Genomic DNA, 26,207 nt, shown 5'->3' on the forward strand with positions numbered 1-26,207 from the left:
GAACCTTCATGAGCCGGCAGGGGTGACCATCAAGCGTACCCCGGCGTTCAGCTGCCCAGAGCCGCCCGGATTTTCGCCTCCGACGCCTTCGCCCAGACCTCCGGCAGTTCCCGCTCCCGGTCGGCGGCGACGGCTTCCTCCCGGCCGTACAGCAGCCCCCAGGTAAAGGCGCTCTCCCCGGCCAGATGGGCCTGGGTGCCGAGGGCCCGTACGGCTTCGCGGGCGACCACGCTGTCCTGGTGGTCGCCGAGCACGCTCTGCACGGCCTTCATCCGCTTCGCGAAGCGCCTGGCGGGCGTCCCGAGCGCGGGGACCGCCGCCTCGCCCGCGTACCGGGCACGCTTGGCGGCCTTGCGGGCCTCGTGCATGGCACGGTCGCGTTCCTGGCCGGGGGCCAGCGCGAGGGCGTGCTCGACGCGGGTGGCGAGGCGGGCGTAGTCCTTGAGGAGCGCCTTGGGGAGCGCCTTGCCGGGCGGCGCGGAGGCGGCCGGGCGCAGCGGGGGCGCGGCGAGGAGAGTGTCGACGGCGTCCAGGAGCGCGAGGTAGCGCTCGCTCTCCAGTACGGCCAGGGTGCCGCGCCGCGCGTCGGCGCCCCGCGCGGTGGACCAGATGCGCAGCCGGGCGTCGACCGGGCCGAGGAGGAGGGTCTTCGGCAGGGCGTCCATGCGGCCGGCGAACCGGGCGGCGAGGACTTCCTGGTCGCGGTCGACGCCCAGCTCCGCCGCGAGCCATTTGAGTTCGTCGCCCACCGGGTCGGTGACGGCGTGGTCGAGGATCTTCCGGTACGACTTGAAGGCGCTGCGCATCCGGCGGGTGGCGACCCGCATCTGGTGCACGGCGTCGGGCAGGTCGCGGCGGACGGCGGGGTCGAGCGAGACGATCGCGTCGCGCTGGGCGCGGAGGTAGGCGACGAGGTGGTCGCCCGCACTGCCGCGGCCGTCACCGACGCTCTCCCGCACGGCCTCGGCGACGGCCTCGCTCTTGCCGGCCTTCTTGCCGAGGCGGACCGCTCCCTCGGCGGGCTTGAGCCCCGCCTTCTCGGCCTTGCGGCCCTTCGGCGCGGTCTGTGCCAGGGCCCGGCCGAGCTTGGAGGACGAGGTGGAGCGGCGTACGCCCGCCTTCTTCAGCTTCTTCTCGACCTTGTCGAGGAGCGCGGGGTCGCCGCCGTCCGCCAGCTCCACCTCGATCTCGGACCACGCGGCCGTGCCGCCGCCCTTGGCGAGCCGCTCCGCCCGCACCGCGTCGATGCTGACCTCGGCGAGCAGCTCGCCCCGGGAGTCGACGAGGTGGCGCAGGTCGCGTGCGGACAACAGGCGCACGAGGGGGACGAGTTCGGCCTCGCGGACGCGGGAGCGCACGAGGGCGAGCAGGTCGCCCGGAACGGTGTCGGAGAGCGGCGCGTGGATCTCGTCCCGTACGCCTTCGGCGAGCGATACCGGCAGCTTCAGGTGCCAGCCCGCGTCCGTGCCGCCGGTGCGGCGGCGCAGCGTGATGGAGGCGGCGGCCAGGCGTTGGTCGGGGGTGTCCCAGTAGACGGCGTCCAGTTCGACGACGCCCTTGTCCAGTACCTCCCCGACCCCGGGCACTTCGGTCAGGTCGGGCAGCTCCGCGTCTGCCCCGACGTCGTACTTCCGCTCGATCTCGCGCTTCGTATCCGCCATGAATTGAATCTAGACGCAGAAGGGAAAGCCAAACAGGGTTCTGCGGGGCTATGCGGACATGGGGCGCTGCACCTTGATCGACTGGAGCAGTCCGACGGCCACCCAGACGGCGAACATCGACGAGCCGCCGTAGCTGACGAAGGGCAGCGGAAGGCCCGCGACGGGCATGATGCCCAGCGTCATCCCGACGTTCTCGAAGGACTGGAAGGCGAACCAGGCGATGATGCCGGCGGCGACGATCGTGCCGTACAGCTCGGTCGTCTCGCGTGCGATGCGGCAGGCGCGCCACAGGACGACGCCGAGCAGGAGAAGGATCGCGCCCGCGCCGATGAAGCCGAGCTCCTCGCCCGCGACCGTGAAGACGAAGTCGGTCTGCTGCTCGGGGACGAACTGGCCGGTGGTCTGGGAGCCCTTCGTCAGGCCGGTGCCGGTGAGACCGCCGGAGCCGATGGCGATGCGTGCCTGGTTGGTGTTGTAGCCGACGCCCGCCGGGTCGAGCGCGGGGTTGGCGAAGGCCGCGAACCGGGCGATCTGGTAGTCGTCGAGCACGCCGAGCTGCCATATGGCGACGCCGCCGAGGGCGCCCGTGCCGAGCAGTCCGAAGACCCAGCGGTTGGAGGCGCCGGAGGCGAGCAGGACGCCGAGCACGATCATCACCATGACCATGACCGAACCGAGGTCGGGCATCAGCATGACGATCGCGATCGGGACGGCCGCGAGGCCGAGGGCCTGCACGACGGTGCGGTGGTCGGGGTGCTCCCGGTCGCCCGCGTCGACGCGGGCGGCGAGCAGCATCGCCATGCCGAGGATGATCGTGATCTTGACGAACTCGGAGGGCTGGAGCGAGAAGCCGCCGCCGAGCACGATCCACGCGTGCGCGCCGTTGATGGTCGCGCCGAGCGGAGTGAGCACGAGCAGGACCAGGAAGACGGAGATGCCGTAGAGGATCGGCACGGCCGTGCGCAGGGTGCGGTGGCCGAGCCAGACCGTGCCGATCATCAGGGCGAAGCCGATGCCGGTGTTCAGGACGTGCTTGAGCATGAACGAGTACGGGTCGTCGCCGACCAGCTCGGTGCGGTTGCGGGTCGCCGAGTAGACGAGCGCGGCGCCGATGCCGGAGAGCGCGATCGCCGCGAGGAGCATCGGCCAGTCGAGCCGGCGCACTATCGAGTCGCGGGCGAGGAGCCGGGACATGTTCGAGCGCTCGGGGCCGTACCCGGAGACGGAGAAGCCGCTGCCGGTCATCAGTCGCGCCTCCAGTTGGCCGGGGCGCCGGCCAGTTCCTGCTGTTCGTCCTTGGGCTTGGGCGCCTCGGGCTTGTACGGCTTGACCTTCGGGGCGTCGATGGAGCCGTCGGGCTGGATCTTCGGCAGGGTCTTCTGCGGCTCGGGCAGGAGCGCCTTCTTCAGGTCCTGCTTGCCGCTGTCGTCGAGGCCGTAGATCGCGTCGTAGATCTTGCGGACGGCGGGTCCTGAGGCGCCGGAGCCCGTACCGCCCTGGGAGATCGTCATGACGATCGAGTAGTCCTTGGTGTAGGTCGCGAACCACGAGGTGGTCTGCTTGCCGTAGACCTCGGCGGTACCCGTCTTGGCGTGCATCGGGATCTTGTCCTGCGGCCAGCCGCCGAACCGCCACGCCGCGGTACCGCGCGTCGCGACGTCCGCGAGGGCACCGTCTATGTCCTTGCGCAGCGCGGCGTCCATCGGCAGCCTGCCGTGGGCCTTGGGCTTGATCTCCTCGATGTGCCTGCCGTCGGCGCTGATGATCGCCTTGCCGACGGTGGGGTCGTACATCGTGCCGCCGTTGGCGATGGCGGAGTAGACCGTGGCCATCTGGATCGGCGTGACGAGGGTGTCGCCCTGGCCGATGGAGTAGTTCACGGAGTCACCGGCGCGCATCTTCATGCCTTCGAGGCAGTTCTCGTACGCGATGCGCGCGGCGTAGTCGTCGCCGCTCTTCTTGCCCTGCTTGCACCAGGCGTCCTTGTTGGCCTTCCAGTAGTCCTTCTTCCACTGGCGGTCGGGGACGCGGCCGGTGACCTCGTTGGGCAGGTCGATGCCGGTCTCCTTGCCGAGGCCGAACTGGTGGGCGGTCTTGTAGAACCAGTCCTTGGCGTCGGGCTTCGGCTTGTTGCCGCCGTCCTTGGCCCACTGGTCGTGCGCGAGCTTGTAGAAGACGGTGTCGCAGGAGACTTCGAGGGCCTGGCCGAGGGTGATGGAGCCGTGGCCCTTGGACTCGAAGTTCTTGAAGGTCTGGCCACCGATGGAGTACGAACTGGGGCAGGGGTAGCGGGCGTTGAAGTCGTAGCCCGCGTTGACGGCGGCCGTCGTCGGGATGACCTTGAAGATCGAGCCGGGGGCCGCCTGGCCCTGGATGGCGCGGTTCAGCAGCGGGTAGTTGGACTTCTTGCCGGTGAGCTCGGCGTAGTCCTTGCCGGAGATGCCGCCGACCCAGGCGTTCGGATCGTACGTCGGGTTGGAGGCCATGGCGACGACGCGGCCGGTCTTGTTCTCCATGACGACGACGGCGCCCGCGTCGGCCTTGTAGTTCTCGCCGGTGTTCTTGTCGAACTCCTGGCGGGCCTTCTTCATCGCGTCGTTCAGCCAGTACTCGGAGACGGCCTGGACGCGCGCGTCGATGCTGGTGACGACGTTCGCCCCCGGCTTCGCCTCGTCGGACTCGGCCTTGCCGATGACGCGGCCGAGGTTGTCGACCTCGTAGCGGGTGACGCCCGCCTTGCCGCGCAGCTGCTTGTCATACGTCCGTTCGAGCCCGGAGCGGCCGACCTGGTCGGAGCGGAGGAACGGGGAGTCGGTGTCCTTGGCCTTGTTGATCTCTTCGTCGGTGACGGGCGAGAGGTAGCCGAGGACCTGCGCGGTGTTGGACTTGCCGGGCGCGGGGTAGCGGCGCACGGCCGTGGGTTCGGCGGTGATGCCCGGGAAGTCCTCGGAGCGCTCACGGATCTGGAGGGCCTGCTTGGGCGTGGCCTCGGCGGTGATCGGGATCGGCTGGTAGGGCGAGCCGTTCCAGCAGGGCTGCGGGGTCTTGGAGTCGCACAGGCGGACCTTGTCGGCGACGTCCTTGGGGTCCATGGCGAGGACGTCGGCGAGCTTGGCGAGGACCGCCTTGCCGTCGTCCTTCATCTTCATCAGATCCGTGCGGGACGCGGAGACGACGAGGCGGGTGTGGTTGTCGGCGATCGGCACGCCGCGGGCGTCCAGGATCGAGCCGCGCACGGCGGGCTGGACGACCTGCTGGACGTGGTTGCCCGAGGCCTCCTTGGCGTACTCCTCGCCGTTGCGGATCTGGAGGTACCAGAGGCGGCCGCCGAGGGTGAGCAGGAGGGAGACCACGAGGATCTGGATGACGATGAGACGGATCTGGACGCGTGGGGTCCGTCCGGTCTCCGGAATGTTGGTCACTTCTCCCCTCCCCGGGTGCGGTCGGCTTCCCTGATGCGGTCGGCTCCCCTGATGCGGTCAGCGAAGTGCTTCGCCCTCACAGGCGCTTGACCCCCTTGATGCGTCCGGCGCGTGCGACGCGGGCCCTGGCCGCCTTCGCCCGCAGGCCGCCGCGCTGGCCGCCGATGCTCAGCCCGGTGCCGGAGGAGAGCCAGCCGGCGGAGACGTCGGTGGCCGAGTTGGCGTGCGTGCCCTCCCCCAGCGGGTCGTTCTCGGCCCGCCGGGCGAGCGCGATGATCAGCGGCACCGTGAAGGGCGCGAGCAGCAGGTCGTAGAGCGCGGCGGTGAACAGCAGCCCGGTCAGACCCACGTGGCGGGCGGCGGTGTCCCCGACGAGGGCGCCGACGCCCGCGTACAGCAGCGTCGACCCGAGGGCGGCCCCGACGACCACGACGAGCGGGCCGGTGGCCGAGCGCAGCCGCCCGCTCTCGGGCTTGGCGAGGCCCGCGAGGTAGCCGACGACGCACAGCACCAGCGCGTACCGCCCGGCCGCGTGGTCGGCGGGCGGGGCCAGGTCGGACAGCAGGCCCGCGCCGAAGCCGATGAGGGCTCCGCCGACGTGGCCGTAGACCAGGGCGAGGCCGAGGACGGTGAGCAGCACCAGGTCCGGCACGGCGCCCGGCAGCTGGAGCCGGGCGAGGACGCTGACCTGGATGACCAGGGCGACGACGACGAGGGTGGTGGAGAGCAGGATTCGGTTGAAGCGCATGGGTCCGGGTCTCCTACTGCTCGTCGTTGTCGGCGGCACCGTCGGCTGTGTCCTCGGCCGCACCCTGTGCTGTGCCCTCGGCCGCGCCGTCCTCCGGCTTGCCCGACGGGGTGGCCGTGACGGTCACCGTCGGGATCGGCTTGGGCTTCTCGGGCTTCTTCGGCAGGACCGTGTCGCGCGGGTCCTCGCGGGGCGCCTCGACGACGACGCCGACGATGTCGAGCTTGGTGAACCCGACGTACGGCTTCACGTAGACGTTGCGGGTGAGGTCGCCGCCGGAGGGGTCGACGCGGACGACCTCGCCGACCGGTACACCGGGCACGAACGGCCTGTCCTGCTGCGAGCCGAAGGTGACGAGGCGGTCGCCCTTCTTGACCTTGGCCTTGCCGTTGAGCATCTGGACGGAGAGCGGGCGGTCTCCCTGGCCGGTGGCGAAGCCGAGTTCGTCGGTCTTCTCCAGGCGGGTGCCGACGGTGAAGTCGGGGTCGTTGGCGAGCAGGACGGTCGCGGTGCCGGGTCCGACGGTGGTGACGCGGCCGACCAGGCCGTCGGCGTTCAGGACGGTCATGTCCCGCTTGATGCCGTCGTGGGCGCCGGCGTCGATGGTGACGGTCCAGGAGAAGCCCTGGGCCGCTCCTATGCCGATGACCTCGGCGCCCTTGATGCCGTACTGTCCGGCGCCGGCCTTCTTCAGCATGCCGTCGAGCTGCCGCAGTCGGCTGCGGTTGCGGTCGTCGCTGCCGAGCTTCGCCTTCAACGCGGCGTTCTGGCGCTCCAGTTCGGCGATGCGGTCGTGACGCTCACCGGAGTCACGGACCGCGCCGATGGCGTTGCCGATCGGGTCGACGGCGGAGGACATCCCCTCCTCGACCGGACCGAAGACGCGGGCGGCGGCCCGGCGGGCACCGTCGACCGGTGAGTCCTCACCACCGCGGATGTCCACCGTGATCAAAGCGAACGCGATGGCGATCAGCAGCACCAGGAGCAGCCGGCTCTCTCGTGTGTCCCTCACGTGCGGCGGCGTGCCTTCCTCAATCGGATTCCGTGGACACTGCGCGTTCCACGGGGTTCTGGGGAATTGTTCTGCCTTGCCTGAATTCTGTTCTTGCCTCTATATCAACGATCCGCCGCACGAGGTGGCAGGCACTCGTACGGCGGATGTTTTCCGTTCAGATCATCTGCGGGGCTGGGCGTCCAGCACCTGCTGCAACGCCTCGAACTCCTCGACGCACTTTCCGGAGCCGAGCGCCACGCTGTCCAGCGGGTCCTCGGCGATGTGGATCGGCATGCCGGTCTCGCGGCGCAGCCGCTCGTCGAGGCCGCGCAGCAGGGCGCCGCCGCCGGTCAGGACGATGCCGCGGTCCATGACGTCACCCGAGAGCTCGGGCGGGCACTTGTCGAGGGTCGTCTTGACCGCGTCGACGATGGCGTTGACCGGCTCCTCGATGGCCTTGCGGACCTCGGCGGCCGAGATGACCACCGTCTTGGGCAGCCCCGAGACCAGGTCACGGCCGCGGATCTCGGTGTGCTCGTCGGCGTCCATGTCGTATGCCGAACCGATGGTGATCTTGATCTGCTCGGCCGTGCGCTCACCGAGGAGGAGGGAGTACTCCTTCTTGATGTGCTGGATGATCGCGTTGTCCAGCTCGTCGCCCGCGACGCGGATCGACTGTGCCGTGACGATTCCGCCGAGCGAGATGACGGCGACCTCGGTGGTGCCGCCGCCGATGTCGACCACCATGTTGCCCGTGGCCTCGTGGACCGGCAGGCCGGAGCCGATGGCGGCCGCCATGGGCTCCTCGATGATGTGCACCTGGCGGGCGCCGGCCTGCGAGGAGGCCTCGATGACGGCGCGGCGCTCCACTCCGGTGATGCCCGAGGGTACGCAGACGACCACGCGCGGGCGGGCGAGGTAGCGCCGCTTGTGGATCTTGAGGATGAAGTAGCGGAGCATCCGCTCGGTGATCTCGAAGTCGGCGATGACGCCGTCCTTCAGCGGGCGGACCGCCACGATGTTGCCGGGCGTGCGCCCGATCATCTTCTTCGCTTCCGCGCCGACCGCGAGGATGCCACCGGTGTTGGTGTTGATCGCGACGACGGACGGTTCGTTGAGTACGATCCCCCGACCCCTGACGTACACCAGCGTGTTGGCGGTCCCGAGGTCGACAGCCATGTCACGGCCGATGAACGACATGTTGTTCCCCATGAGGATGCGTCTGGCCTTCCCTATTGGAGCTTGTGATGGCTTTTTAGGTAGGCGAGGTGGGTGCTGAGTGGCAGTGGAGGCTTCCATCGTAGTCTCGGCCGCGCGAAGACGGCGCGAGGGTCTGCGCCATTGTCAGCAGATGATGTACCGCCCCGCTCTTGGAGACGTGCCATCGGGGGCACGGGTTCCCCCAATTGGGGCGCAGATGCCAATGGACGGCCGAATCCCTCCGGCCGTCCAGGTCAGCGCGGCGCCCGACTGACACACCGTCAGCGAGTCGCACGAGGGGCGTTACGCCACGCCCGGGAAGAAGATCTTCAGCTCGCGCTCGGCGGACTCCTCGGAGTCCGAGGCGTGGATCAGGTTCTCCCGCACGATCGTGCCGAAGTCGCCGCGGATGGAGCCCGGGGCGGCGGCGATCGGGTCGGTGGGGCCGGCCAGCGCGCGCACGCCCTCGATGACCCGCTCGCCCTCGACGACGAGCGCGACGACCGGACCGGACGACATGAACGCGACCAGCGGCTCGTAGAACGGCTTGCCCTTGTGCTCGCCGTAGTGCTGCTCCAGGGTCTCCTGGTCCAGGGAGCGCAGCTCCAGCGCGGAGATCGTCCAGCCCGCCTTGCGCTCGATGCGGCCGATGATCTCCCCGATCAGGCCGCGACGGACGGCGTCGGGCTTCAGCAGGACGAGGGTGCGCTGGCTCATGTGCGGCTCCAAGGTGTTCACCAAAGGTGTTCTTACGACCTGTCGATCTGTTGATCTCCGCGATCGCGTGGGATTGGGCCGCACGATACCGGGGGCGGCTACGCGGTGTTACCTCCGGCCTCCGCCTGCTGCCCCTCGGCCATGGCCGCGAACCTGGCCTTCGCCTCGTCGATCTTGCGCCCGAAGTGGACCGACGCCCACCACAGGGCGGCGAAGAGGGCGCCCATGAAGAACATCGTCGGCACCACGAAGCCGCTCGCGATCAGCGCGATCTGGAGGGCCCAGCCCAGCTGCACCCCGCCCGGCCTGGTGATCACGCCGCACAGCAGCAGGCACAGCAGCATCGCGATGCCGCTGACCGCCCAGACCGTGCCCATGGACAGGTCCGGGTCCTTCATGGCGACGAGGCCGGCGAAGCCGATGACGAAGAACTCGCCGATCAGCGTCGAAGCGCAGAGCGTACGCACAGGTGTCAGCCCCTCCCGAGGAGCAGTCGGGCCTCGCCGACCGTGATGACGGAACCGGTGACGAGGACGCCGCCGCCCGCGAACTCGCCCTCTTCCTCGGCGAGGGTGATCGCGGCCTCCAGCGCGTCCGGCAGGCGCGGCTCGACCTGGACGCGCTCGTCGCCGAAGACCTCGACGGCGATCGCGGCCAGCTCGTCCGCGTCCATCGCGCGGTGGCTGGTGTTCTGCGTGATGACGACCTCGGCGAAGATCGGTTCGAAGGCTTCGAGCAGCCCCCGCATGTCCTTGCCGTCACTCGCGCCGACCACGCCGATGAGGTTGCTGAAGTCGAAGACCTCGCTGATCGCGGCGGCGGTGGCGCGGGCGCCCGCGGGGTTGTGCGCGGCGTCCAGGACGACGGTGGGCGAGCGCCGCACGACCTCCAGGCGGCCCGGCGAGGCGACCGAGGCGAAGGCCTTGCGGATGGTGTCGATGTCCAGCGGGCGCGCGTGCTGCGAGCCGATGCCGAAGAACGCCTCCACTGCGGCGAGCGCCACCGAGGCGTTGTGCGCCTGGTACTCGCCGTGCAGGGGCAGGAAGATCTCCTCGTACTCCCCGCCGAGGCCGCGCAGCGTCAGGAGCTGGCCGCCGACCGCCATCCGGCGGGCGACGACGCCGAACTCCAGGCCCTCGCGGGCCACCGTCGCGTCGACCTCGACGGCCTTCTTCAGGAGCACCTGGGCCGCGTCCACCGGCTGCTGGGCCATGATCACCGTCGCGCCCGGCTTGATGATGCCGGACTTCTCCGCGGCGATCTCGCCGGGCGTGGAGCCCAGGCGGTCCGTGTGGTCCAGGTCGATGGGGGTGATGACGGCGACCGAGCCGTCGATCACGTTCGTGGCGTCCCAGCTGCCGCCCATGCCGACCTCGACGACGGCCACGTCCACCGGGGCGTCCGCGAAGGACGCGTACGCCATGCCGGTGAGGACCTCGAAGAAGGACAGGCGGTACTCCTGGCGGGAGTCGACCATCTCCACGTAGGGCTTGATGTCGTTGTACGTCTCCACGAAGCGCTCGGCCTCGATGGGGGCGCCGTCCAGGCTGATCCGCTCGGTGATCGACTGGACGTGGGGCGAGGTGTACCGCCCGGTGCGCAGCTCGAAGGCGGAGAGCAGGGCCTCGATCATGCGGGCCGTGGACGTCTTGCCGTTCGTCCCCGTGATGTGGACCGAGGGGTACGCGCGCTGGGGCTCGCCGAGGACGTCCATCAGCGCGGCGATGCGGCTGACGGAGGGCTCCAGCTTCGTCTCGCCCCAGCGGCTCGCGAGCTCCGTCTCGACCTCGCGCAGCGCCTTGTCCACCTCCGGGTCGGTGGGGCGGGCGGGGATGTCGCCCTGCGGCGGACCCGCCTGGGCGCGCAGGGTGCGGCTGCCCGCCTCGATGACCGCGAGGTCGGGGTCGCGGTCCGTCTCGGCGCCGACGATGTCCTCGAAGGCGGCGTCGGTGGGGTCGGCGGGGTCGGTCGGGCGGTCGTCGTCGTGCGGCGGGAGGTCACTCACGTACGCCAGTCTACGGAGCGCCACCGACACTCGGCGTCCGGACCGGGCGGAGGACGCCGCTCCGCGTCGTCGGGACTTTCGGCCCGTCCGATTCGGGACCTTGGTCCCTCCGCTTCGGGGGGCCGCCCGGCAGACTTGCGATCATGGACATAGGTATCGATCTCGGCACTGCGAACACCCTTCTCTACGTCCGTGGCAAGGGGATCGTGCTCAACGAACCGTCCGTGGTCGCCGTGCGGTCGGACCGAGGCGGCAAGGGCGCAGTGCTCGCCGTGGGCACGGAGGCCAAGGAGACGATCGGCAGGACGCCCGGGTCCATCACCGCCATCCGGCCGCTGCGGGACGGCGTGATCAGTGACTACGAGGCCGCCGAGGAGATGATCCGGCACTTCGTGCGCAAGGCCGTGCCGGGCCGGCGCCCCCGTATCCGCATGGTCGTGTGCGTGCCGAGCGGGGTCACGCCCGTCGAGCGGCGCGCCATCGTGCACGCGTCGCAGCGGGCGGGGGCGCGGGCCGTGCACCTCGTGGAGGAGCCGATGGCCGCCGCGATCGGGGCGGGGCTGCCGGTCGCCGAGCCGCAGGGGTCGATGGTCGTCGACATCGGCGGCGGCACGACCGAGGTCGCCGTCGTCTCCCTGGGCGGGGTCGTCACGGCGCAGTCGCTGCGGGTGGGCGGCGACCGGCTCGACCAGGCGATCACCGACTACGTGCGCAAGGAGCACTCGCTGCTCGTGGGCGAGCGCACCGCCGAGGACATCAAGGTCGCGATCGGGTCGGCGTGGCCGGTGCCGGGCGAGGAGGAGTTCGAGGGGCGGACGTTCACCGTGCGGGGCCGGGAGAAGGTCGGCGGGCTGCCCAAGACCGTCGACCTGACGGTGCGAGAGGTACGGGGCGCTGTCGACGAGCCCGTGGAGCACATCATCGCGGCGGTGAAGACGACCCTGGAGGAGTGCCCGCCCGAGCTGTCCGGCGACATCATGGAGCACGGCATCGTGCTCACCGGCGGCGGCGCCCTCCTGCCCGGCCTCGACCTGCGCATCGCGTCGGCCACCGGCATCCCGGTGTTCGTGGCCGAGGACCCGCTCGACAGCGTCGCGCTGGGCTGCGGGAAGTGCGTGGAGGACTTCGACGGTCTCGAGCGGATGATGTCGGCGGCGTAGGTGTCTGTCCTCGCGGTGCGGGCGCGGCTCAGGCCAGTTCGCCCGCCGGAAGGCAGGCTCGGACCTCGTACGTCCCGTCGACAGGCCCCGCCGAGAACTCGCCGCCCACCGCGCGGATGCGCTCCGCCATGCCGGTCGTGCCGATGCCCGCCGAGACCGGGGCCGTGGCGGGGCGCGTGGCCGGCAGGGCGTTGCGCACCGTGATGCCGAGGCGTTCGCCCTCCACGTCCACCCGGACGGTCACCCGCTCCCCCGGCGCGTGTTTCGCCGCGTTCGTCAGGCACTCCTGGACCACGCGGTGGACCGCCGCCTGCCGCAGCGGGGAGAGGCGGTGGGCCACCGGGTCGATCCGCAGCTCCACGGGGCTGCCCGCGTGGCCGCTGCGCTCGGCGAGTTCGGGCAGGGCGTCGAGGCCGGGGGTGGGGGCGCCGTCCGTGCCGCGCTGGACGATGATCTCGTTCAGCATGCGGTGTGCGCTGCGCGCCGTCTCCGAGAGTTCCTCGAAGCCGTCCGCGAAGGGCCCGCCCTCGGCCCGGCGCGCGAGCACCTGGGAGCGCACGCTCAGCAGTGTCAGCTCGCGGCCGACGAAGTCGTGCACGTCGCGCGCGATGCGGGCGCGCTCCTGCTGGACGGCGTGCAGCGTCTCGGTCTCCACGCGCTGCGCCTCCAGGGCGCGCACCAGGTCCTGCCGGTTCGCGGCCACGCCGACCCCCGCCGCGAGCACGCCGACCGGCACGACGAGGCTCAGGAACTCGGCGAGCGTCTCGCCCCGGTGGGGCGGCCAGCCGGGCAGCTGGAACAGCGCGTAGGCGAACGTGACGTAGCCGATGACGCCGAGCGTTCCGGCCCGGCGGCCGCGGTACCGGCCCAGGGAGTACAGCGCGAACTGCACCAGCGTCAGCTCGAACAGCCAGCCGAGCAGGAACAGTGCGACGGCGTACGTCAGCCAGGGCGCCGAGCGGCGCAGCATCAGCGAGGCGGCGCCCGCCGTCAGGACGAGGGCGGCCAAGGGGCCGTTGAGGGGGTTGTCCGCCGCCGCGAGGCCCGGCACGTCCAGGCTCATCAGCGCCAGCGCGCTCAGCGCTGTGAGCAGGTCCACGGTCCTGGCCGCCTGGGCCCAGCGCCCGGCGAGGCGACGGCCGGTGGCCGCCGCCCGGCGTAGCGCCTGGACGGCGGGACGGTCGTGCATGCCCTCCATCATCCAAGGTCTTTCGACCCGATTCATCTGACTAATGACCCTGATTTGGTGATGTGCGGCACTGGCCCACGGCGCGGCTGACGGGCCGCGGCCGGTCCCGGGGGTCAGATCTGACCATGTGGTATGCCCAGAATTCGGCCCGCAGGACCCATCAGCTCGCCGGTGACGCCGGAATCCTGCTGTGGACCGCGCTGTGGGCCGCCGCCGCCGTCACGGCGTACCGGCTGGCCTGTCTGCTCGCCCTGCCCCGCGCCCTCCAGGAGCGCAGGGCGCCGCTCCCCCTGGTCGGCGGACGCGTCGACACGGCGCTGCGACGTGTGGCGGACGCCGTCGACGCCATGGACCCGGTGGCGGTGCGCACGGCCGTGGCCGTGGGCGCCGTCGCCCTCTTCGTCGTACCCGTAGGCCTGGTCCTCGTCCTCTGGCTGCCGCGCCGGCTGCGCTGGATCCGTCAGGCGGGGGCGGCCCGTGACCTCGCCGCCACCGACGACGGCCGCGACCTGCTGGCCCTGCGCTCGCTGCTCAGACCGCTGGACGAGGTGGCCGCCACCGCCGCGCAGATCCCGGACGCGACGCCGGGCAGCCTCGCCTGGGGCTGGCGGCACGGCGACCCGGAGATGCTGGACGCCCTGGCCGGCGCCGAGCTGGAGCGGCTCGGGCTTGAAGCCCCGCCGCGGGACGACGGCCCCGTCGAGGTCTTCGAGCAACAGGTTTACGAGCAACAGGTGGAGCTGATCGGCCCGGCGGGCCCGGTGGACGAACCGTCGGCGGACGCCCGGCCGGTGGGCTGAACGGCCAAGGCTCCCGGGACCGGCCATGAGCCGGTCCCGGGAGCCTTCGACCACGACGTGCCGTTACGCGGCCGGCAGCGCCTCCAGCTGCGCCGTCAGGCGGGCGATGTCGGCCTCCGCCTTCGTGAGGCGGCCGCGGATCTTGTCCACGACCTGGTCGGGAGCCTTGGCCAGGAACGCTTCGTTGCCGAGCTTCGCCTGCGCCTGCGCCTTCTCCTTCTCGGCGGCGGCGAGGTCCTTGGCCAGGCGCTTGCGCTCGGCCTCGACGTCGATCGTGCCGGACAGGTCGAGCGCGACCGTGGCGCCCGAGACCGGCAGCGTCGCCGTCGCCGTGAAGGCGTCGCCCTCCGGCTGGAGGCGCAGCAGCTGGCGGATGGCGGCCTCGTGCGGGGCGAGGGCCAAAGGGGCCTCCCCGCCGGAGGCAGGGGACGCGTCCAGGGTCAGGCGGGCCGGCACCTTCTGGCCCGGCTGGAGCCCCTGGTCGGCGCGGAAGCGACGCACCTCGGTGATGACCTGCTGAAGCGTCTCGATCTCCCGCTCGGCACCGGCGTCCCGGAAGCCGCTGTCGGCGGGCCAGTCGGCGATGACGAGGGACTCGCCGCCGGTCAGCGCGGTCCACAGCGTCTCGGTCACGAACGGCACGATCGGGTGGAGCAGCCGCAGCGTCACGTCGAGGACTTCGCCGAGGACGCGGGCCGAGACCTTGGCGCCCTCGCCGCCCGCCATGAACGTCGTCTTGGACAGCTCGACGTACCAGTCGAAGACCTCGTCCCACGCGAAGTGGAAGAGGGCGTCGGAGAGCTTGGCGAACTGGAAGTCGTCGTAGAGCGCGTCGACTTCGGCGACCGTCGCGTTCAGCCGGGAGAGGACCCAGCGGTCGGTGGCGGACAGCTGCTCGACCGGGGGCAGGTCGCCCTCGATCGTGGCGCCGTTCATCATCGCGAAGCGCGTGGCGTTCCAGATCTTGTTGGCGAAGTTGCGCGAGCCCTGGACCCAGTCCTCGCCGATCGGCACGTCGGTGCCCGGGTTGGCGCCGCGGGCGAGGGTGAAGCGCAGGGCGTCCGAGCCGTACTTGTCCATCCAGTCGATGGGGTTGACGGCGTTGCCGAAGGACTTCGACATCTTCTTGCCGAACTGATCGCGGACCATGCCGTGCAGCACGATCGTGTGGAACGGCGGGGTGCCGTCCATCGCGTACAGGCCGAACATCATCATCCGGGCGACCCAGAAGAAGAGGATGTCGTAGCCGGTGACCAGGACGGAGTTCGGGTAGAACTTCGCGAGCGATTCGGTCTGCTCGGGCCAGCCGAGCGTGGAGAACGGCCACAGGCCGGAGGAGAACCACGTGTCGAGCACGTCGTTGTCCTGGGTCCAGCCCTCGCCCGTGGGAGCCTCGTCGTCGGGTCCGACGCAGACGACTTCACCGTTCGGCCCGTACCAGACGGGGATGCGGTGGCCCCACCAGAGCTGGCGCGAGATGCACCAGTCGTGGAGGTTGTCGACCCAGTCGAAGTACCGCTTCTCCATCTCCTGCGGGTGGATCTTGACCTTGCCGTCGCGGACCGCGTCACCGGCGGCCTTCGCGAGCGGGGCGACCTTGACCCACCACTGCATCGACAGGCGCGGCTCGATGGTGGTCTTGCAGCGCGAGCAGTGGCCGACCGAGTGCGTGTACGGGCGCTTCTCGGCGACGATGCGGCCCTCGGCGCGCAGCGCGCCGACGATGGCGGAACGGGCCTCCAGGCGGTCCAGGCCCTGGAAGGGGCCGTGCGCGGTGATCACGGCGTGCTCGTCCATGACCGCGATGTTCGGCAGCGAGTGGCGCTGGCCGATCTCGAAGTCGTTCGGGTCGTGGGCCGGGGTCACCTTGACGGCGCCGGTGCCGAACTCGGGGTCGACGTGCTCGTCGGCGACGACCGGGATCGTGCGGTCGGTCAGCGGCAGCTTGATCTGCTTGCCGACGAGGTGCTTGTAGCGCTCGTCCTCCGGGTGGACCGCGACGGCGGTGTCACCGAGCATCGTCTCGGCGCGGGTGGTGGCGACGACGAGCGTCTCGTCCCCCTCGCCGTACTTGATCGACACCAGCTCGCCGTCGTCGTCCTGGTACTCGACCTCGATGTCCGAGATCGCCGTCAGACAGCGCGGGCACCAGTTGATGATGCGCTCGGCGCGGTAGATCAGCTCGTCGTCGTAGAGCTTCTTGAAGATGGTCTGGACGGCCTGCGAGAGGCCCTCGTCCATGGTGAAGCGCTCGCGCTCCCAGTCGACGCCGTCGCCGAGGCGGCGCATCTGGCCGGAGATCTGGCCGCCGGACTCGCCCTTCCACTTCCAGACGCGCTCGATGAACGCCTCGCGCCCGAGGTCGTGGCGGGACTTGCCCTCCTTGCCGAGCTCGCGCTCGACCACGTTCTGCGTGGCGATGCCGGCGTGGTCCATGCCGGGCTGCCAGAGCGTCTCGAAGCCCTGCATGCGCTTGCGGCGGGTGAGGGCGTCGATCAGCGTGTGCTCGAAGGCGTGGCCGAGGTGGAGGGCGCCGGTGACGTTCGGCGGGGGGATGACGACGGTGTACGGCGGCTTCTCGCTCTTCTCGTCGGCGGAGAAGTAGCCCCGTTCTACCCAGCGCTCGTACAGCGGCCCCTCTACCTCGGCCGGCGCGTACTGGGTCGGCAGTTCGGGAGTGGTCGCTGGGGGCTGCTGCTGAGCGTTCTCGGTCACGCGGTCAGTTTAGAGGGGTCATGGAGCGGTCCCGAAACCGGAATGTTCGACATCGCTTGCGGTCCGGGGCTCCACGGGCGCAGTCCTTGGTTCAGGATGTCCGGGACACATCAGAGTTCGGAGGGGGACCCCGCGATGAGCCACAACCAGCCAGGCCCGTACGACGGTCAGCAGTCCGGCCCGTACGGACAGCAGCCGCAGCAGCCGGGCCCCTACGGGCAGCCGCAGCCCGGCCCGTACGGGCAGCAGCCGCAGGGCCCCTACGGGCAGGTCCCGCCCCCTCCGCCCCCGCAGGGCGGCGGCAAGAAGAAGACCGGCCTGATCATCGGCGCGGTCGCGGTGGTCGCCGCGCTCGGCGTCGGCGCGTACTTCCTCTTCGGTGGCGGCGGCTCGGCGTCGGTCGAGGACGACGGGGCGCACAAGCTGGTGCCGCCGACCTCGGTGGGCGAGTACAAGAAGGGGAGCGACTCGGACTCGCCCGACGACGGCCCGCTCGGCTCCGGCGACAAGAAGAACGCCGAGGAGATCGGCATCAAGAACCCCGAGAACGTGGCGGCCTCATACGAGTCGGGCGAGGCGCTCAAGGGGAAGCAGATGAGCTTCCAGGGGATGTACGGCGAGATCGACGACCCGGAGAAGGCCGTCGACGACGGCTTCGCCAAGGCCGGCGAGAACGCCGAGAAGGAGTCGGGCGACAACGCGGGCGACGGCGAGAAGGTCGAGCTGGTCGGCAGCCCCGAGACCGTTGAACCCGACGGCCTCGACAACGCCGTCATGAAGTGCCAGACCGCCAACTTCAACGAGGGCGACAAGCCGGTGAAGCTGCCGATCTGCATCTGGGCCGATCACAGCACGTACGGCATCGTCTTCGGCATCGACTTCGCGGCGATGGTGAAGGGCGGCGGCTTGACCACCGACGAGGTGGCCTCCTTCGCGGCCGACCTCCGCAAGGCGGCACGCGTCAAGGCGTGACGACGCAGATGTCGTGGTCTGTCCAGCACCGTCACACATGGCGCAGTGAACGACTGCCCTCCGTACTGACTGGCCCGCAGCGCGAGGGAGACGCATCATGTCTGTGATGCTGGAACGACCGACGATAAGCGGCACCGACCCCCGCCACTTCGAGGAGCTGTGCAAGGCGCTCGAAGAGCTGAGTGTGCCCGTCGGCTTCAAGGCCGAGATCATCAGGGGGAACATCGTCGTGTCACCGTGGTCGAAGGCGTACTACCTCGACGTCATGGACCTGGTCTGCGACCAGCTGCGCCCCCACCTGCCCCAGGAACACCGGATCAGCTCGGCACCCGCGCTGTACGTGTTCCCCGGGCTCGAACGGGCCTACGGTCGGGCGTACACGCGGCCGACCGGCGGACCCGCCTGACCACGAGCAACCAACTGGACGGCGACGGCCTCTCCTTCGTCGCCGAGCTGACCTCACCGTCCACCCGGGACGACGACCTCACCGACAAGGTCGAGCGGTACGGAAAGGCGGGTGTGCCGAGCTATCTCCTGCTCGACATGCAGGAGGAACTCGCCACCGTCTACTGGTCACCGACCGTCAAGGGGTACGAGTCGCACCTCACCGCCCCGTTCGGCAAGACGGTCCGCATCCCGGCCCCCTTCGACTGCGACCTCGACACCACCGGATTCCAGGCGCCCGGGGGTGCCGAGGGCGGCGGGAGCCACGGGAACTGAGGGACGCTGCCGGCCTTCGCCTGATGGGTGCCACGTCCGGGGTGTGGCACAGCCCTTCAACAACTCCGCATCGATCCGCTCCGGCCGCCCCGCCCTCCCGCGCTCATCCGACAGGATGTTCGGAACACATAAGCATCGGGAGGGAACCCCAGCAATGAGCTACAACCAGCCGGGCCCGTACGGCGGGCAGCAGCCCCAGCAGCCCGGGCCGTACGGCCAGCAGCCGGGCCCCTACGGCCAGCCGCCGCAGGCCCCGCAGCCCGGCTACGGCTACCCCCCGCAGGCCCCGCAGCCGCAGCCGCAGCCCGGGTACGGCTACCCGCAGCAGGCCCCCGGCGGCTACGGCCAGCCCCAGCAGCCCGGCCCCTACGGGCAGTTCCCGCAGCAGGCCCCCTACGGGCAGGTCCCGCCCCCGCCCCCCGGTGGCGGCGGCAAGAAGAAGACCGGCCTGATCATCGGCGCGGTGGCCGTGGTGGCCGCCGCCGCGGTCGGCGGCTACTTCCTCCTCGCGGGCGGTGACGACGACAAGGGCGGCGGCAAGAACGGCGGTTCGTCGAACGTGGCGGGGAGCGGCGGTGACGGCTCCGGCGTCAAGGACGACGGCCCGCACAAGCTGACGACGCCCGAGACCGTGCTGATCGACTACAAGAAGGACCCGGCGCGTTCCAGCGGCCTCGACAGCGTCGACCTCGACAAGGCCGAGGCGGCGGGCGTGAAGAACCCCGAGGACGTGCGGGCCCAGTACCAGTCGGGCAGCAAGGACAACCCGATGGCGCAGAAGGTCCTGAGCTTCGGCGGTGTCTACGGCGACATCGAGGACCCGGAGGGCGTCGTCGACCACATGTTCACGAACGCCGAGAAGGAGGCGAAGGACGGCGCGAGCAGTGGTGGCCAGAAGGTCACCCTGGTCGGCAGCCCGAAGGCGTATACGCCGAGCGGGCTGGACGGCGCCGTCCTCAAGTGCCAGGAGATGAAGGTCGATCTGGGCGGCGCCGCGGGCACGGCCGGTACGACGACCGGTTCCTCCGGGCCCAGCGAGATGTCCGCCGCGACCTGCATCTGGGGCGACCACAGCACCATCGGCTACGTCGTCACCACCGACGTGGCGAGCGCGCTCTCCGGCCAGAGCGCCGACCTCGACGAGGCCGCGACGACCACGGCCAAGTTCCGTGGCGAGGTACGCGTCAAGCGCTGACGTCCGCCGCGGGCCGCGTGCGGCCCCTCGGCGCCGGCAAAGAGGGCCCGGTGATTCCGCCGGGCCCTCTTGCGTCAGGATGTCGGGAACACATAAGCATTTCGGAGGGGGACCCCATGAGCTACAACCAGCCGGGCCCGTACGGCGGGCAGCAGCCCCAGCAGCCTGGCCCCTACGGCCAGCCGCCGCAGGCCCCGCAGCCCGGCTACGGCTACCCTCCGCAGGCCCCGCAGCCGCAGCCGCAGCCCGGGTACGGCTACCCGCAGCAGGCCCCCTACGGGCAGGTCCCGCCCCCGCCCCCCGGTGGCGGCGGCAAGAAGAAGACCGGCCTGATCATCGGCGCCGTCGCGGTGGTCGCCGCCCTCGGCGTCGGCGCGTACTTCGCCTTCGGCGGCAGTGACAGCGGCAGCGGGGGCGGTTCCTCCTCCGTGGCGGACGACGGCGCCCACAAGCTGGTCACGCCCGAGAAGCTGCTGAGCGAGTACGAGAAGGACGCCACGCGGACCGGCGGCTTCAACTCCAGCGACATCGAGGCCGCCGAGAAAGCCGGCGTGAAGAACCCCGAGGACGTCGACGCCGGCTACAAGACGGAGGCCGGCGACAACCCCCTCGCGCAGAAGGCCATCCAGTTCATGGGTGTCTACGGCGAGGTCGGCGACCCGGGCAAGGTCGTCGACGGCATGTTCGCCAAGGTCAAGAAGGACTCCATGGAGCCCGGCGGCTCGAACACGGGCAAGCTGGTCGGCAGCCCCAAGGACTTCAGCACCGACGACGTCGTCCTCAAGTGCCAGGAATCCCTGATCAAGAACGAAGGTCCGAGCACCGGCTCGTCCTCCGCCCCCAAGGAGGTCCGCATGCCGGTCTGCATCTGGGGCGACCACAGCACCGTCGCCGTCGTCGTCCCCGTCGAGGTCGCCGACGCCCTCGCGGGCAAGGTCTCGCTCGACGACGCCTCGGCGACCACGCTCAAGGTCCGCAAGGAAGTCCGCGTCAAGCTCTGACGCCCGTACGCAGCACCGCACCGCCGCACCACCAACGAGGGGAACCCCGACGCAGTGAGCTACAACCAGCCCGGCCCGTACGGCGGCCAGCCGCCCCAGGGCGCCCCGCCGCAGCAGCCCTACGCCCAGCCGGGCGGTCACGGCCAGCCCCAGCAGCCTGCCCCCTACGGGCAGTACCCCCAACAGCCCGCCCCGTACGGGCAGTACCCCGCGCCCCCGCAGGGTGGCGGAGGCAAGAAGACCGCGCTCATCATCGGTGCCGCGGCGGTCGTGGCCGTCGCTGCCGTCGGCGGGTACTTCCTCTTCGCCAAGAGCGACAGTTCCTCCGTCGCCGACGACGGCAAGACGTACAAGCTGACGGCGCCCGCGACCGTCCTCGGCAGCTTCAAGAAGGTGGGGGGCTCCGGCGGCGGTGGCGGCATGTCGTCGAGTGACCTGGAGGACTTGGAGAAGCGGGGCGTCAGCGACCCCAAGGACGTTCACGCCGCGTACCAGTACGGCGAGGGCGCGGCCATGAAGTCCCTCAACTACTCCGGTGTGTACGGCGAGGTGGCCGACCCGGAGAAGGTCGTCGACGCGATGTTCGCCGAGACGGAGAAGAACTCGATGAACGGCTCCGACGGCGGCATGAAGCTCATCGGTGAACCGGAGGAGTTCACGCCCGACGGCTTCGAGAACGGCATCATGAAGTGCCAGAAGGCCGAGTACAGGATGGGCTCGGTCGGCACGGACGACGCGGACGTCCCCAACAGCTTCCAGACGCCGATGTGCGTCTGGGGTGACCACAGCACCGTCGCCGTCGCCGTGTACTCCGACGCCGCCGCGACCCGCGCCGGCGAGGACATCGCCCTGAGGGACGTCGCCACCCAGGTGGCCAACCTGCGCGACGACGTCCGCGTCGAGGTCAAGTAACCCTCACCACACACAAAGGGGCGCCCGGCGATCGAATCGCCGGGCGCCCCTTTCTGGCTCGGTACCTACGCGGACTTCTGCTCCCCGGCACCCGGGCCCCGCACCTCGCGCGGCACCAGCGTCGGGTTCACGTTCGACCGGACGACGTCCGCCGTGATGACGACGCGGGCGACGTCCTTGCGGGACGGCACCTCGTACATCACCGACTGGAGGACCTCCTCCATGATGGCGCGCAGGCCGCGCGCGCCGGTCTGGCGCAGGATCGCCTGGTCCGCGATGGCCTCCAGGGCCTCGCGCTCGAAGTCCAGCTCCACGCCGTCGAGTTCGAACAGGCGCTGGTACTGCTTCACCAGCGCGTTGCGCGGCTCGACCAGGATCTGGAGCAGGGCCTCGCGGTCGAGGTTGTGGACCGAGGTGATCACGGGGAGGCGGCCGATGAACTCGGGGATCATCCCGAACTTCACCAGGTCCTCCGGCATGATGTCCTCGAACTGGTCCTTCTCCTCCATCTCGCGCTTGGAGCGGATGGTGGCGCCGAAGCCGATGCCCTTCGCGCCCGCCCGCGACTCGATGATCTTTTCGAGGCCGGAGAAGGCACCGCCCACGATGAAGAGCACGTTCGTCGTGTCGATCTGGATGAACTCCTGGTGCGGGTGCTTGCGGCCGCCCTGCGGCGGGACCGAGGCCGTGGTGCCCTCCAGGATCTTCAGCAGAGCCTGCTGGACGCCCTCGCCCGAGACATCGCGCGTGATCGACGGGTTCTCGCTCTTGCGGGCCACCTTGTCGATCTCGTCGATGTAGATGATCCCGGTCTCGGCCTTCTTGACGTCGTAGTCGGCCGCCTGGATCAGCTTGAGCAGGATGTTCTCGACGTCCTCGCCGACATAGCCCGCCTCCGTCAGCGCCGTCGCGTCCGCGATGGCGAACGGGACGTTCAGCATCCGGGCGAGCGTCTGCGCCAGGAGCGTCTTTCCGGAACCGGTCGGGCCGAGCAGCAGGATGTTGGACTTCGCGAGTTCGATCGCGTCGTCACGGCCCTGCGCGCCGCCGTTCTCCCCTGCCTGGACCCGCTTGTAGTGGTTGTACACCGCTACCGAGAGGGCCTTCTTCGCGGGCTCCTGGCCCACGACGTAGCCCTCAAGGAATTCGTAGATCTCGCGAGGCTTCGGGAGTTCCTCCCAGCGGACCTCGCTCGTCTCCGCGAGCTCTTCCTCGATGATCTCGTTACAGAGGTCGATGCACTCGTCGCAGATGTACACACCGGGGCCTGCGATGAGCTTCTTGACCTGCTTCTGACTCTTTCCGCAGAACGAGCACTTGAGCAGATCGCCGCCGTCACCGATGCGTGCCACGAGGTGCTTCCCCTTCGCCTGGGAGACGCCACGTTCAGCGGCTCCTGGTGCCTCATATCCGACGGTACCTTGCCGGGCCCCCCGTTCGGGCCCCCCTTGGCACGGTTCGCTTCGACGCGAGTCGTACGCGAACCATGCCAAGGAGCGGCAGATGCTACAGCGCCGCGTCAGACGACCGAGGCGTTGTTCATCTTCCGGGTGGAGATGATCTGATCGACCAGGCCGTACGAGAGCGCGTCCTCGGCCGTGAGGATCTTGTCGCGCTCGATGTCGTCGCGGATCTTCTCGATCGGCGTCGTGGAGTGCTTGGCCAGCATCTCCTCCAGCTGCGCGCGCATCCGGAGGATCTCGTTGGCGGCGATCTCCAGATCCGAGACCTGACCGCGGCCCGTCTCGCTGTAGGGCTGGTGGATCAGGACGCGGGCGTTCGGGAGCGCCATGCGCTTGCCCGGCGTGCCGGCCGCGAGCAGGACCGCGGCGGCCGAGGCGGCCTGGCCCATGCAGACGGTCTGTACGTCCGGCTTCACGAACTGCATCGTGTCGTAGATGGCCGTGAGGGCCGTGAACGAACCGCCGGGGCTGTTGATGTAGATCGAGATGTCGCGGTCCGGGTCCATCGACTCCAGGCACAGGAGCTGCGCCATGACGTCGTTGGCGGAGGCGTCGTCGATCTGCACGCCGAGGAAGATCACGCGCTCCTCGAAGAGCTTCGCGTACGGGTCGTACTCGCGCACGCCCTGCGAGGTGCGCTCGACGAAGCGCGGGATGACGTAGCGGGACTCGGCGCGGGCGCCGGTGAACTCGGCCTGCGCGGCCGGGCCGAGCTCGGCCTGGGTGCGGGCGTAGAGGCCGCTGCCGGGGTGGTTGTTCATCTCTCTTGGTCTCCTGAGGGAGCGGGGGCTGAGGTTTCGGCTTACCGGGCGCTGAGGGGTGCCTCAGGCTCCCGTGCCGCCCCCGCCCGGCATGCCGGCGGCGGTGGGCATGATGTCGTCGATGAGGCCGTACTCCTTGGCCTCCTGCGGGTCGAACCAGCGGTCGCGGTCCGAGTCGCGGGTGATCTGCTCGACGGTCTGGCCGGTGTGGTGAGCGGTGAGCTCGGCCATCCGCTTCTTGGTGTGCAGCAGACGCTCGGCGTGGATCTTGATGTCCGACGCGGAACCCGCCAGGCCCGCGGAGGGCTGGTGGATCAGGATCTCGGCGTTCGGCAGGGCGAAGCGCTTGCCGGGCGTACCGGCGCTGAGCAGGAACTGGCCCATGGAGGCCGCCATGCCCATCGCGATCGTGACCACGTCGTTCTTGATGTACTGCATGGTGTCGTAGACCGCCATGCCGGCCGTGATCGAGCCGCCGGGGCTGTTGATGTAAAGGAAGATGTCCTTGTCCGGCTCTGCGGCAAGGAGCAGCAACTGGGCGGTGATCTTGTTGGCAATGTCGTCGTCCACGGCCTGGCCGAGGAAGATGATCCGCTCGCCGAGCAGTCGGTTGTAGACCTGGTCGCCGAGGCCACCACCGATGGAGGGGTCGCCGGCGGCGGAGGGCATCAGATTCGTCACGTATCCACCTGCTCGTCTTACGACGGCGCCGGGCCGTCTCACGTCTTCAGCTGGGGCTGGGACCCCGCGTGCCAGCCGCTCCGGGGCGGCTCCGGGGACTCCCCTGCCCTCGTATTCATGGACCCTAACGCGCGGGCCCCTCCGGGGAATCCCGCAGACGTAACTGTTCGCTGTGAGCGCAGGTCGCGGGCCCCGGCCAGGGGCCCCGCCAGGGGCGCGGGGAACTGCGCGGCCAGCCGGGTACGAGCCGCACTCGCCGTGGAGCCTGACGGGGCAGACGCGGCCGCGCCCCGGCGGGGGCTGAGCGCGCAGTTCCCCGCGCCCCTTACGGGGCGGGGCACGGCATGGGCCCCCGGGGTCGAGATCCCGGGGGCCCATGATGCGTGCGTCAGAGCGAAGCGATCACGCCTCGGTCTTCTCCTCGCCGGAGGCGTCGGCGTCGCCGGAGGCCTCGGCGGACTCGTCCGCCTCGTCCTCGTCGCCGAGGTCGACGACCTCGCCCTTCGTGTCCTTGACCGTGGCGGCCTCGACGACGACCGCGAGGGCCTTGCCGCGGGCGACCTCGCCGACCAGCATCGGGACCTGGCCGCCCTCGACGACGGCCTGGGCGAACTGGTCGGGGGACATGCCGGAGGACTGCGCGCGACGCATGAGGTGCTCGGTGAGCTCCTCCTGGTTCACGTTCAGCTTCTCCTTGTTGACGAGCTCGTCGAGGACGAACTGCGTCTTGATGCCCTTCTCGGCCTGCTCCTTGGTCTCGGCGTCGAACTCTTCCTCGGTCTTGCCCTGGATCTCCAGGTACTTCGCGAGGTCGAGGCCCATCTGGCCGAGCTGGTGGTTCACCAGGTTGTGCTTGCGGGTCTGGATCTCGTCCGCGAGGAGCTTCTCGGGGACGGGGACCTCGACCAGCTCGAGCAGCTTCTCCAGGACACGCTCCTGGGCCTGCGTCGCCTGGTCGTACTGCTTCATGTTCTCGAGGCGCTTGCGGCTGTCGGCCTTGAGCTCGTCGAGGGTGTCGAACTCGGAGGCGAGCTGCGCGAAGTCGTCGTCCAGCTCCGGCAGTTCACGCTTGGCGACCTGGGTGACCTTGACGGTGACCTCGGACTCCTTGCCGGCGGCCGAGCCGCCCTTGAGCTCGGAGGTGAAGGTGGCCTCAGCCCCGGCCTCCAGGCCCTTCACGGCGTCGTCGATGCCCTCGAGGAGCTCGCCGGAGCCGATCGTGTAGGAGACGTCCTTCGCGACGCCGTCCTCCAGGACCTCGCCGTCGACCTTCGCCTGAAGGTCGATCGTCACGACGTCGCCGTCCTCGGCGGCACGCTCGACCGGGGACGTGGAGGCGAAGCGCTCGCGCAGCTCCTCGACGGCCTTGTCGACGTCCTCGTCGCTGACCTCGACCGCGTCGACCTCGACCTCGATGCCGGAGTAGTCCGGGATCTCGATGGTCGGGCGGACGTCGACCTCGGCGGTGAAGTTGAGGGTCTCGTTGTCCTTCAGCTCGGTGATGTCCACCTCGGGCTGACCCAGGACGTTGAGCTCGGCCTCGTTGACCGCCTCGGTGTAGAACTTCGGAAGCGCGTCGTTGACGGCCTCCTCCAGCACGGCCCCGCGGCCGAACCGCTGGTCGATGACGCGGGCCGGGATCTTGCCCTTGCGGAAGCCCTTCACCGTGACCTGCTGGTTGATCTTCTTGTACGCCGCGTCGAGGCTGTCCTTGAGCTCCTCGAAGGGCACCTCGACAGTGAGCCGAACCCGAGTCGGGTTCAGGGTCTCCACGGCGCTCTTCACGGTTCGGTCTCCTTGGTGGGCTGACTGCTGGTTTCTGCCCGGATCAGAGACACACGGGCACACAGCTTGCATAGTAACGGCAAGCGGGAGCCGACCCACAATGCGA

At 70.1% G+C, this 26,207-nt stretch carries 21 protein-coding genes and 1 pseudogene; 7 read left to right on the forward strand and 15 right to left on the reverse strand.

Translation table 11 applies throughout. From position 1 onward, the window contains the following. Positions 1–47: 47 nt before the first annotated feature. The 9 genes from KKZ08_RS13200 to KKZ08_RS13240 form a co-directional block, all read right to left on the reverse strand. The gene (locus KKZ08_RS13200; protein WP_223774632.1) at positions 48–1,661 is read right to left on the reverse strand and encodes a CYTH and CHAD domain-containing protein; all 1,614 of its coding nucleotides are present in this window, start codon (positions 1,659–1,661) and stop codon (positions 48–50) included. 48 nt (positions 1,662–1,709) lie between these two features. Then, positions 1,710–2,906 (reverse strand): rod shape-determining protein RodA, encoded by a 1,197-nt coding sequence (rodA, locus tag KKZ08_RS13205; protein WP_223774633.1) that lies wholly within the window; start codon positions 2,904–2,906, stop codon positions 1,710–1,712. After that, positions 2,906–5,083: a penicillin-binding protein 2 gene (gene mrdA / locus KKZ08_RS13210; protein ID WP_223774634.1), complete on the reverse strand. Its 2,178-nt coding sequence runs from the start codon at positions 5,081–5,083 to the stop codon at positions 2,906–2,908. The genes rodA and mrdA overlap by 1 nt, the downstream gene beginning before the upstream one ends. A gap of 76 nt (positions 5,084–5,159) precedes the next feature. Then, on the reverse strand, positions 5,160–5,831 hold the full coding sequence (mreD, locus tag KKZ08_RS13215) for a rod shape-determining protein MreD (protein WP_223774635.1): 672 nt from the start codon (positions 5,829–5,831) through the stop codon (positions 5,160–5,162). Positions 5,832–5,844: 13 nt separating this feature from the next. After that, positions 5,845–6,843, reverse strand: coding sequence for a rod shape-determining protein MreC (gene mreC, locus KKZ08_RS13220; RefSeq protein ID WP_223774636.1), 999 nt, complete (start codon positions 6,841–6,843; stop codon positions 5,845–5,847). 162 nt (positions 6,844–7,005) lie between these two features. Then, positions 7,006–8,025: a rod shape-determining protein gene (locus tag KKZ08_RS13225; protein ID WP_030362602.1), complete on the reverse strand. Its 1,020-nt coding sequence runs from the start codon at positions 8,023–8,025 to the stop codon at positions 7,006–7,008. 303 nt (positions 8,026–8,328) lie between these two features. Continuing rightward, positions 8,329–8,742: a nucleoside-diphosphate kinase gene (ndk, locus tag KKZ08_RS13230; protein ID WP_127911807.1), complete on the reverse strand. Its 414-nt coding sequence runs from the start codon at positions 8,740–8,742 to the stop codon at positions 8,329–8,331. 98 nt (positions 8,743–8,840) lie between these two features. Then, on the reverse strand, positions 8,841–9,209 hold the full coding sequence (locus KKZ08_RS13235) for a DUF4233 domain-containing protein (RefSeq protein WP_223774637.1): 369 nt from the start codon (positions 9,207–9,209) through the stop codon (positions 8,841–8,843). A 5-nt stretch (positions 9,210–9,214) separates the two neighbouring features. Further along, positions 9,215–10,747, reverse strand: a complete 1,533-nt coding sequence (locus KKZ08_RS13240; RefSeq protein ID WP_223774638.1) for a folylpolyglutamate synthase/dihydrofolate synthase family protein — start codon at positions 10,745–10,747, stop codon at positions 9,215–9,217. Between the two features lie 143 nt (positions 10,748–10,890). On the opposite strand from KKZ08_RS13240, the gene KKZ08_RS13245 reads away from it, so the two are divergent. Next, positions 10,891–11,907 (forward strand): rod shape-determining protein, encoded by a 1,017-nt coding sequence (locus KKZ08_RS13245; protein WP_223774639.1) that lies wholly within the window; start codon positions 10,891–10,893, stop codon positions 11,905–11,907. A gap of 28 nt (positions 11,908–11,935) precedes the next feature. On the opposite strand, the gene KKZ08_RS13250 is transcribed toward KKZ08_RS13245, so the two are convergent. Beyond that, on the reverse strand, positions 11,936–13,096 hold the full coding sequence (locus KKZ08_RS13250; protein WP_223774640.1) for a histidine kinase: 1,161 nt from the start codon (positions 13,094–13,096) through the stop codon (positions 11,936–11,938). A 125-nt stretch (positions 13,097–13,221) separates the two neighbouring features. On the opposite strand from KKZ08_RS13250, the gene KKZ08_RS13255 reads away from it, so the two are divergent. Beyond that, positions 13,222–13,896 (forward strand): hypothetical protein, encoded by a 675-nt coding sequence (locus KKZ08_RS13255; RefSeq protein WP_223774641.1) that lies wholly within the window; start codon positions 13,222–13,224, stop codon positions 13,894–13,896. 63 nt (positions 13,897–13,959) lie between these two features. On the opposite strand, the gene KKZ08_RS13260 is transcribed toward KKZ08_RS13255, so the two are convergent. Beyond that, entirely contained in the window at positions 13,960–16,611 is a 2,652-nt protein-coding gene (locus tag KKZ08_RS13260; RefSeq protein ID WP_223774642.1) for a valine--tRNA ligase, read from the reverse strand. A 135-nt stretch (positions 16,612–16,746) separates the two neighbouring features. Here KKZ08_RS13260 and KKZ08_RS13265 point away from each other — a divergent pair, with 135 nt between their 5' ends. The 5 genes and pseudogenes from KKZ08_RS13265 (at position 16,747) to KKZ08_RS13285 (ending at position 21,411) form a co-directional block, all read left to right on the forward strand. Continuing rightward, positions 16,747–17,583: a hypothetical protein gene (locus KKZ08_RS13265; protein WP_223774643.1), complete on the forward strand. Its 837-nt coding sequence runs from the start codon at positions 16,747–16,749 to the stop codon at positions 17,581–17,583. Positions 17,584–17,680: 97 nt separating this feature from the next. Then, positions 17,681–18,303, forward strand: a pseudogene (locus KKZ08_RS13270) (Uma2 family endonuclease). Positions 18,304–18,457: 154 nt separating this feature from the next. Continuing rightward, positions 18,458–19,498 carry a hypothetical protein gene (locus tag KKZ08_RS13275; protein WP_223774644.1) on the forward strand — a complete coding sequence of 347 codons (1,041 nt, stop codon included), beginning with the start codon at positions 18,458–18,460 and terminating at the stop codon, positions 19,496–19,498. 116 nt (positions 19,499–19,614) lie between these two features. After that, positions 19,615–20,499, forward strand: coding sequence for a hypothetical protein (locus KKZ08_RS13280; RefSeq protein WP_223774645.1), 885 nt, complete (start codon positions 19,615–19,617; stop codon positions 20,497–20,499). A 54-nt stretch (positions 20,500–20,553) separates the two neighbouring features. Further along, entirely contained in the window at positions 20,554–21,411 is an 858-nt protein-coding gene (locus KKZ08_RS13285) for a hypothetical protein (protein ID WP_223774646.1), read from the forward strand. A 65-nt stretch (positions 21,412–21,476) separates the two neighbouring features. Here KKZ08_RS13285 and clpX read toward each other — a convergent pair whose 3' ends face one another. From clpX to tig, 4 genes are all read right to left on the reverse strand, one after another. Beyond that, positions 21,477–22,763 (reverse strand): ATP-dependent Clp protease ATP-binding subunit ClpX, encoded by a 1,287-nt coding sequence (gene clpX, locus KKZ08_RS13290; protein ID WP_205034543.1) that lies wholly within the window; start codon positions 22,761–22,763, stop codon positions 21,477–21,479. 167 nt (positions 22,764–22,930) lie between these two features. Beyond that, positions 22,931–23,635 carry an ATP-dependent Clp protease proteolytic subunit gene (locus tag KKZ08_RS13295; RefSeq protein WP_223774647.1) on the reverse strand — a complete coding sequence of 235 codons (705 nt, stop codon included), beginning with the start codon at positions 23,633–23,635 and terminating at the stop codon, positions 22,931–22,933. Between the two features lie 63 nt (positions 23,636–23,698). Continuing rightward, a complete protein-coding gene (locus KKZ08_RS13300) occupies positions 23,699–24,304 on the reverse strand; it encodes an ATP-dependent Clp protease proteolytic subunit (RefSeq protein ID WP_030783279.1) in 606 nt (201 codons plus the stop codon). A gap of 414 nt (positions 24,305–24,718) precedes the next feature. After that, positions 24,719–26,101, reverse strand: a complete 1,383-nt coding sequence (gene tig, locus KKZ08_RS13305) for a trigger factor (protein ID WP_223774648.1) — start codon at positions 26,099–26,101, stop codon at positions 24,719–24,721. Between the last annotated feature and the right edge of the window lie 106 nt (positions 26,102–26,207).

This window comes from Streptomyces sp. 135, from assembly GCF_020026305.1.
In the GTDB taxonomy this organism is placed as follows: Bacteria; Actinomycetota; Actinomycetes; order Streptomycetales; family Streptomycetaceae; genus Streptomyces.

Excerpts from the sequence above, each read along its gene's own strand:
- KKZ08_RS13295 (WP_223774647.1), bottom strand. The coding sequence starts at position 23,635 with ATGAACAACCACCCCGGCAGCGGCCTCTACGCCCGCACCCAGGCCGAG.
- KKZ08_RS13225 (WP_030362602.1), bottom strand. The coding sequence starts at position 8,025 with ATGTCGTTCATCGGCCGTGACATGGCTGTCGACCTCGGGACCGCCAAC.
- KKZ08_RS13245 (WP_223774639.1), top strand. The coding sequence starts at position 10,891 with ATGGACATAGGTATCGATCTCGGCACTGCGAACACCCTTCTCTACGTC.
- KKZ08_RS13280 (WP_223774645.1), top strand. The coding sequence starts at position 19,615 with ATGAGCTACAACCAGCCGGGCCCGTACGGCGGGCAGCAGCCCCAGCAG.
- KKZ08_RS13255 (WP_223774641.1), top strand. The coding sequence starts at position 13,222 with ATGTGGTATGCCCAGAATTCGGCCCGCAGGACCCATCAGCTCGCCGGT.
- KKZ08_RS13300 (WP_030783279.1), bottom strand. The coding sequence starts at position 24,304 with ATGCCCTCCGCCGCCGGCGACCCCTCCATCGGTGGTGGCCTCGGCGAC.
- KKZ08_RS13275 (WP_223774644.1), top strand. The coding sequence starts at position 18,458 with ATGAGCTACAACCAGCCGGGCCCGTACGGCGGGCAGCAGCCCCAGCAG.
- mreD (WP_223774635.1), bottom strand. The coding sequence starts at position 5,831 with ATGCGCTTCAACCGAATCCTGCTCTCCACCACCCTCGTCGTCGTCGCC.
- ndk (WP_127911807.1), bottom strand. The coding sequence starts at position 8,742 with ATGAGCCAGCGCACCCTCGTCCTGCTGAAGCCCGACGCCGTCCGTCGC.
- KKZ08_RS13265 (WP_223774643.1), top strand. The coding sequence starts at position 16,747 with ATGAGCCACAACCAGCCAGGCCCGTACGACGGTCAGCAGTCCGGCCCG.
- rodA (WP_223774633.1), bottom strand. The coding sequence starts at position 2,906 with ATGACCGGCAGCGGCTTCTCCGTCTCCGGGTACGGCCCCGAGCGCTCG.
- KKZ08_RS13200 (WP_223774632.1), bottom strand. The coding sequence starts at position 1,661 with ATGGCGGATACGAAGCGCGAGATCGAGCGGAAGTACGACGTCGGGGCA.
- KKZ08_RS13250 (WP_223774640.1), bottom strand. The coding sequence starts at position 13,096 with ATGCACGACCGTCCCGCCGTCCAGGCGCTACGCCGGGCGGCGGCCACC.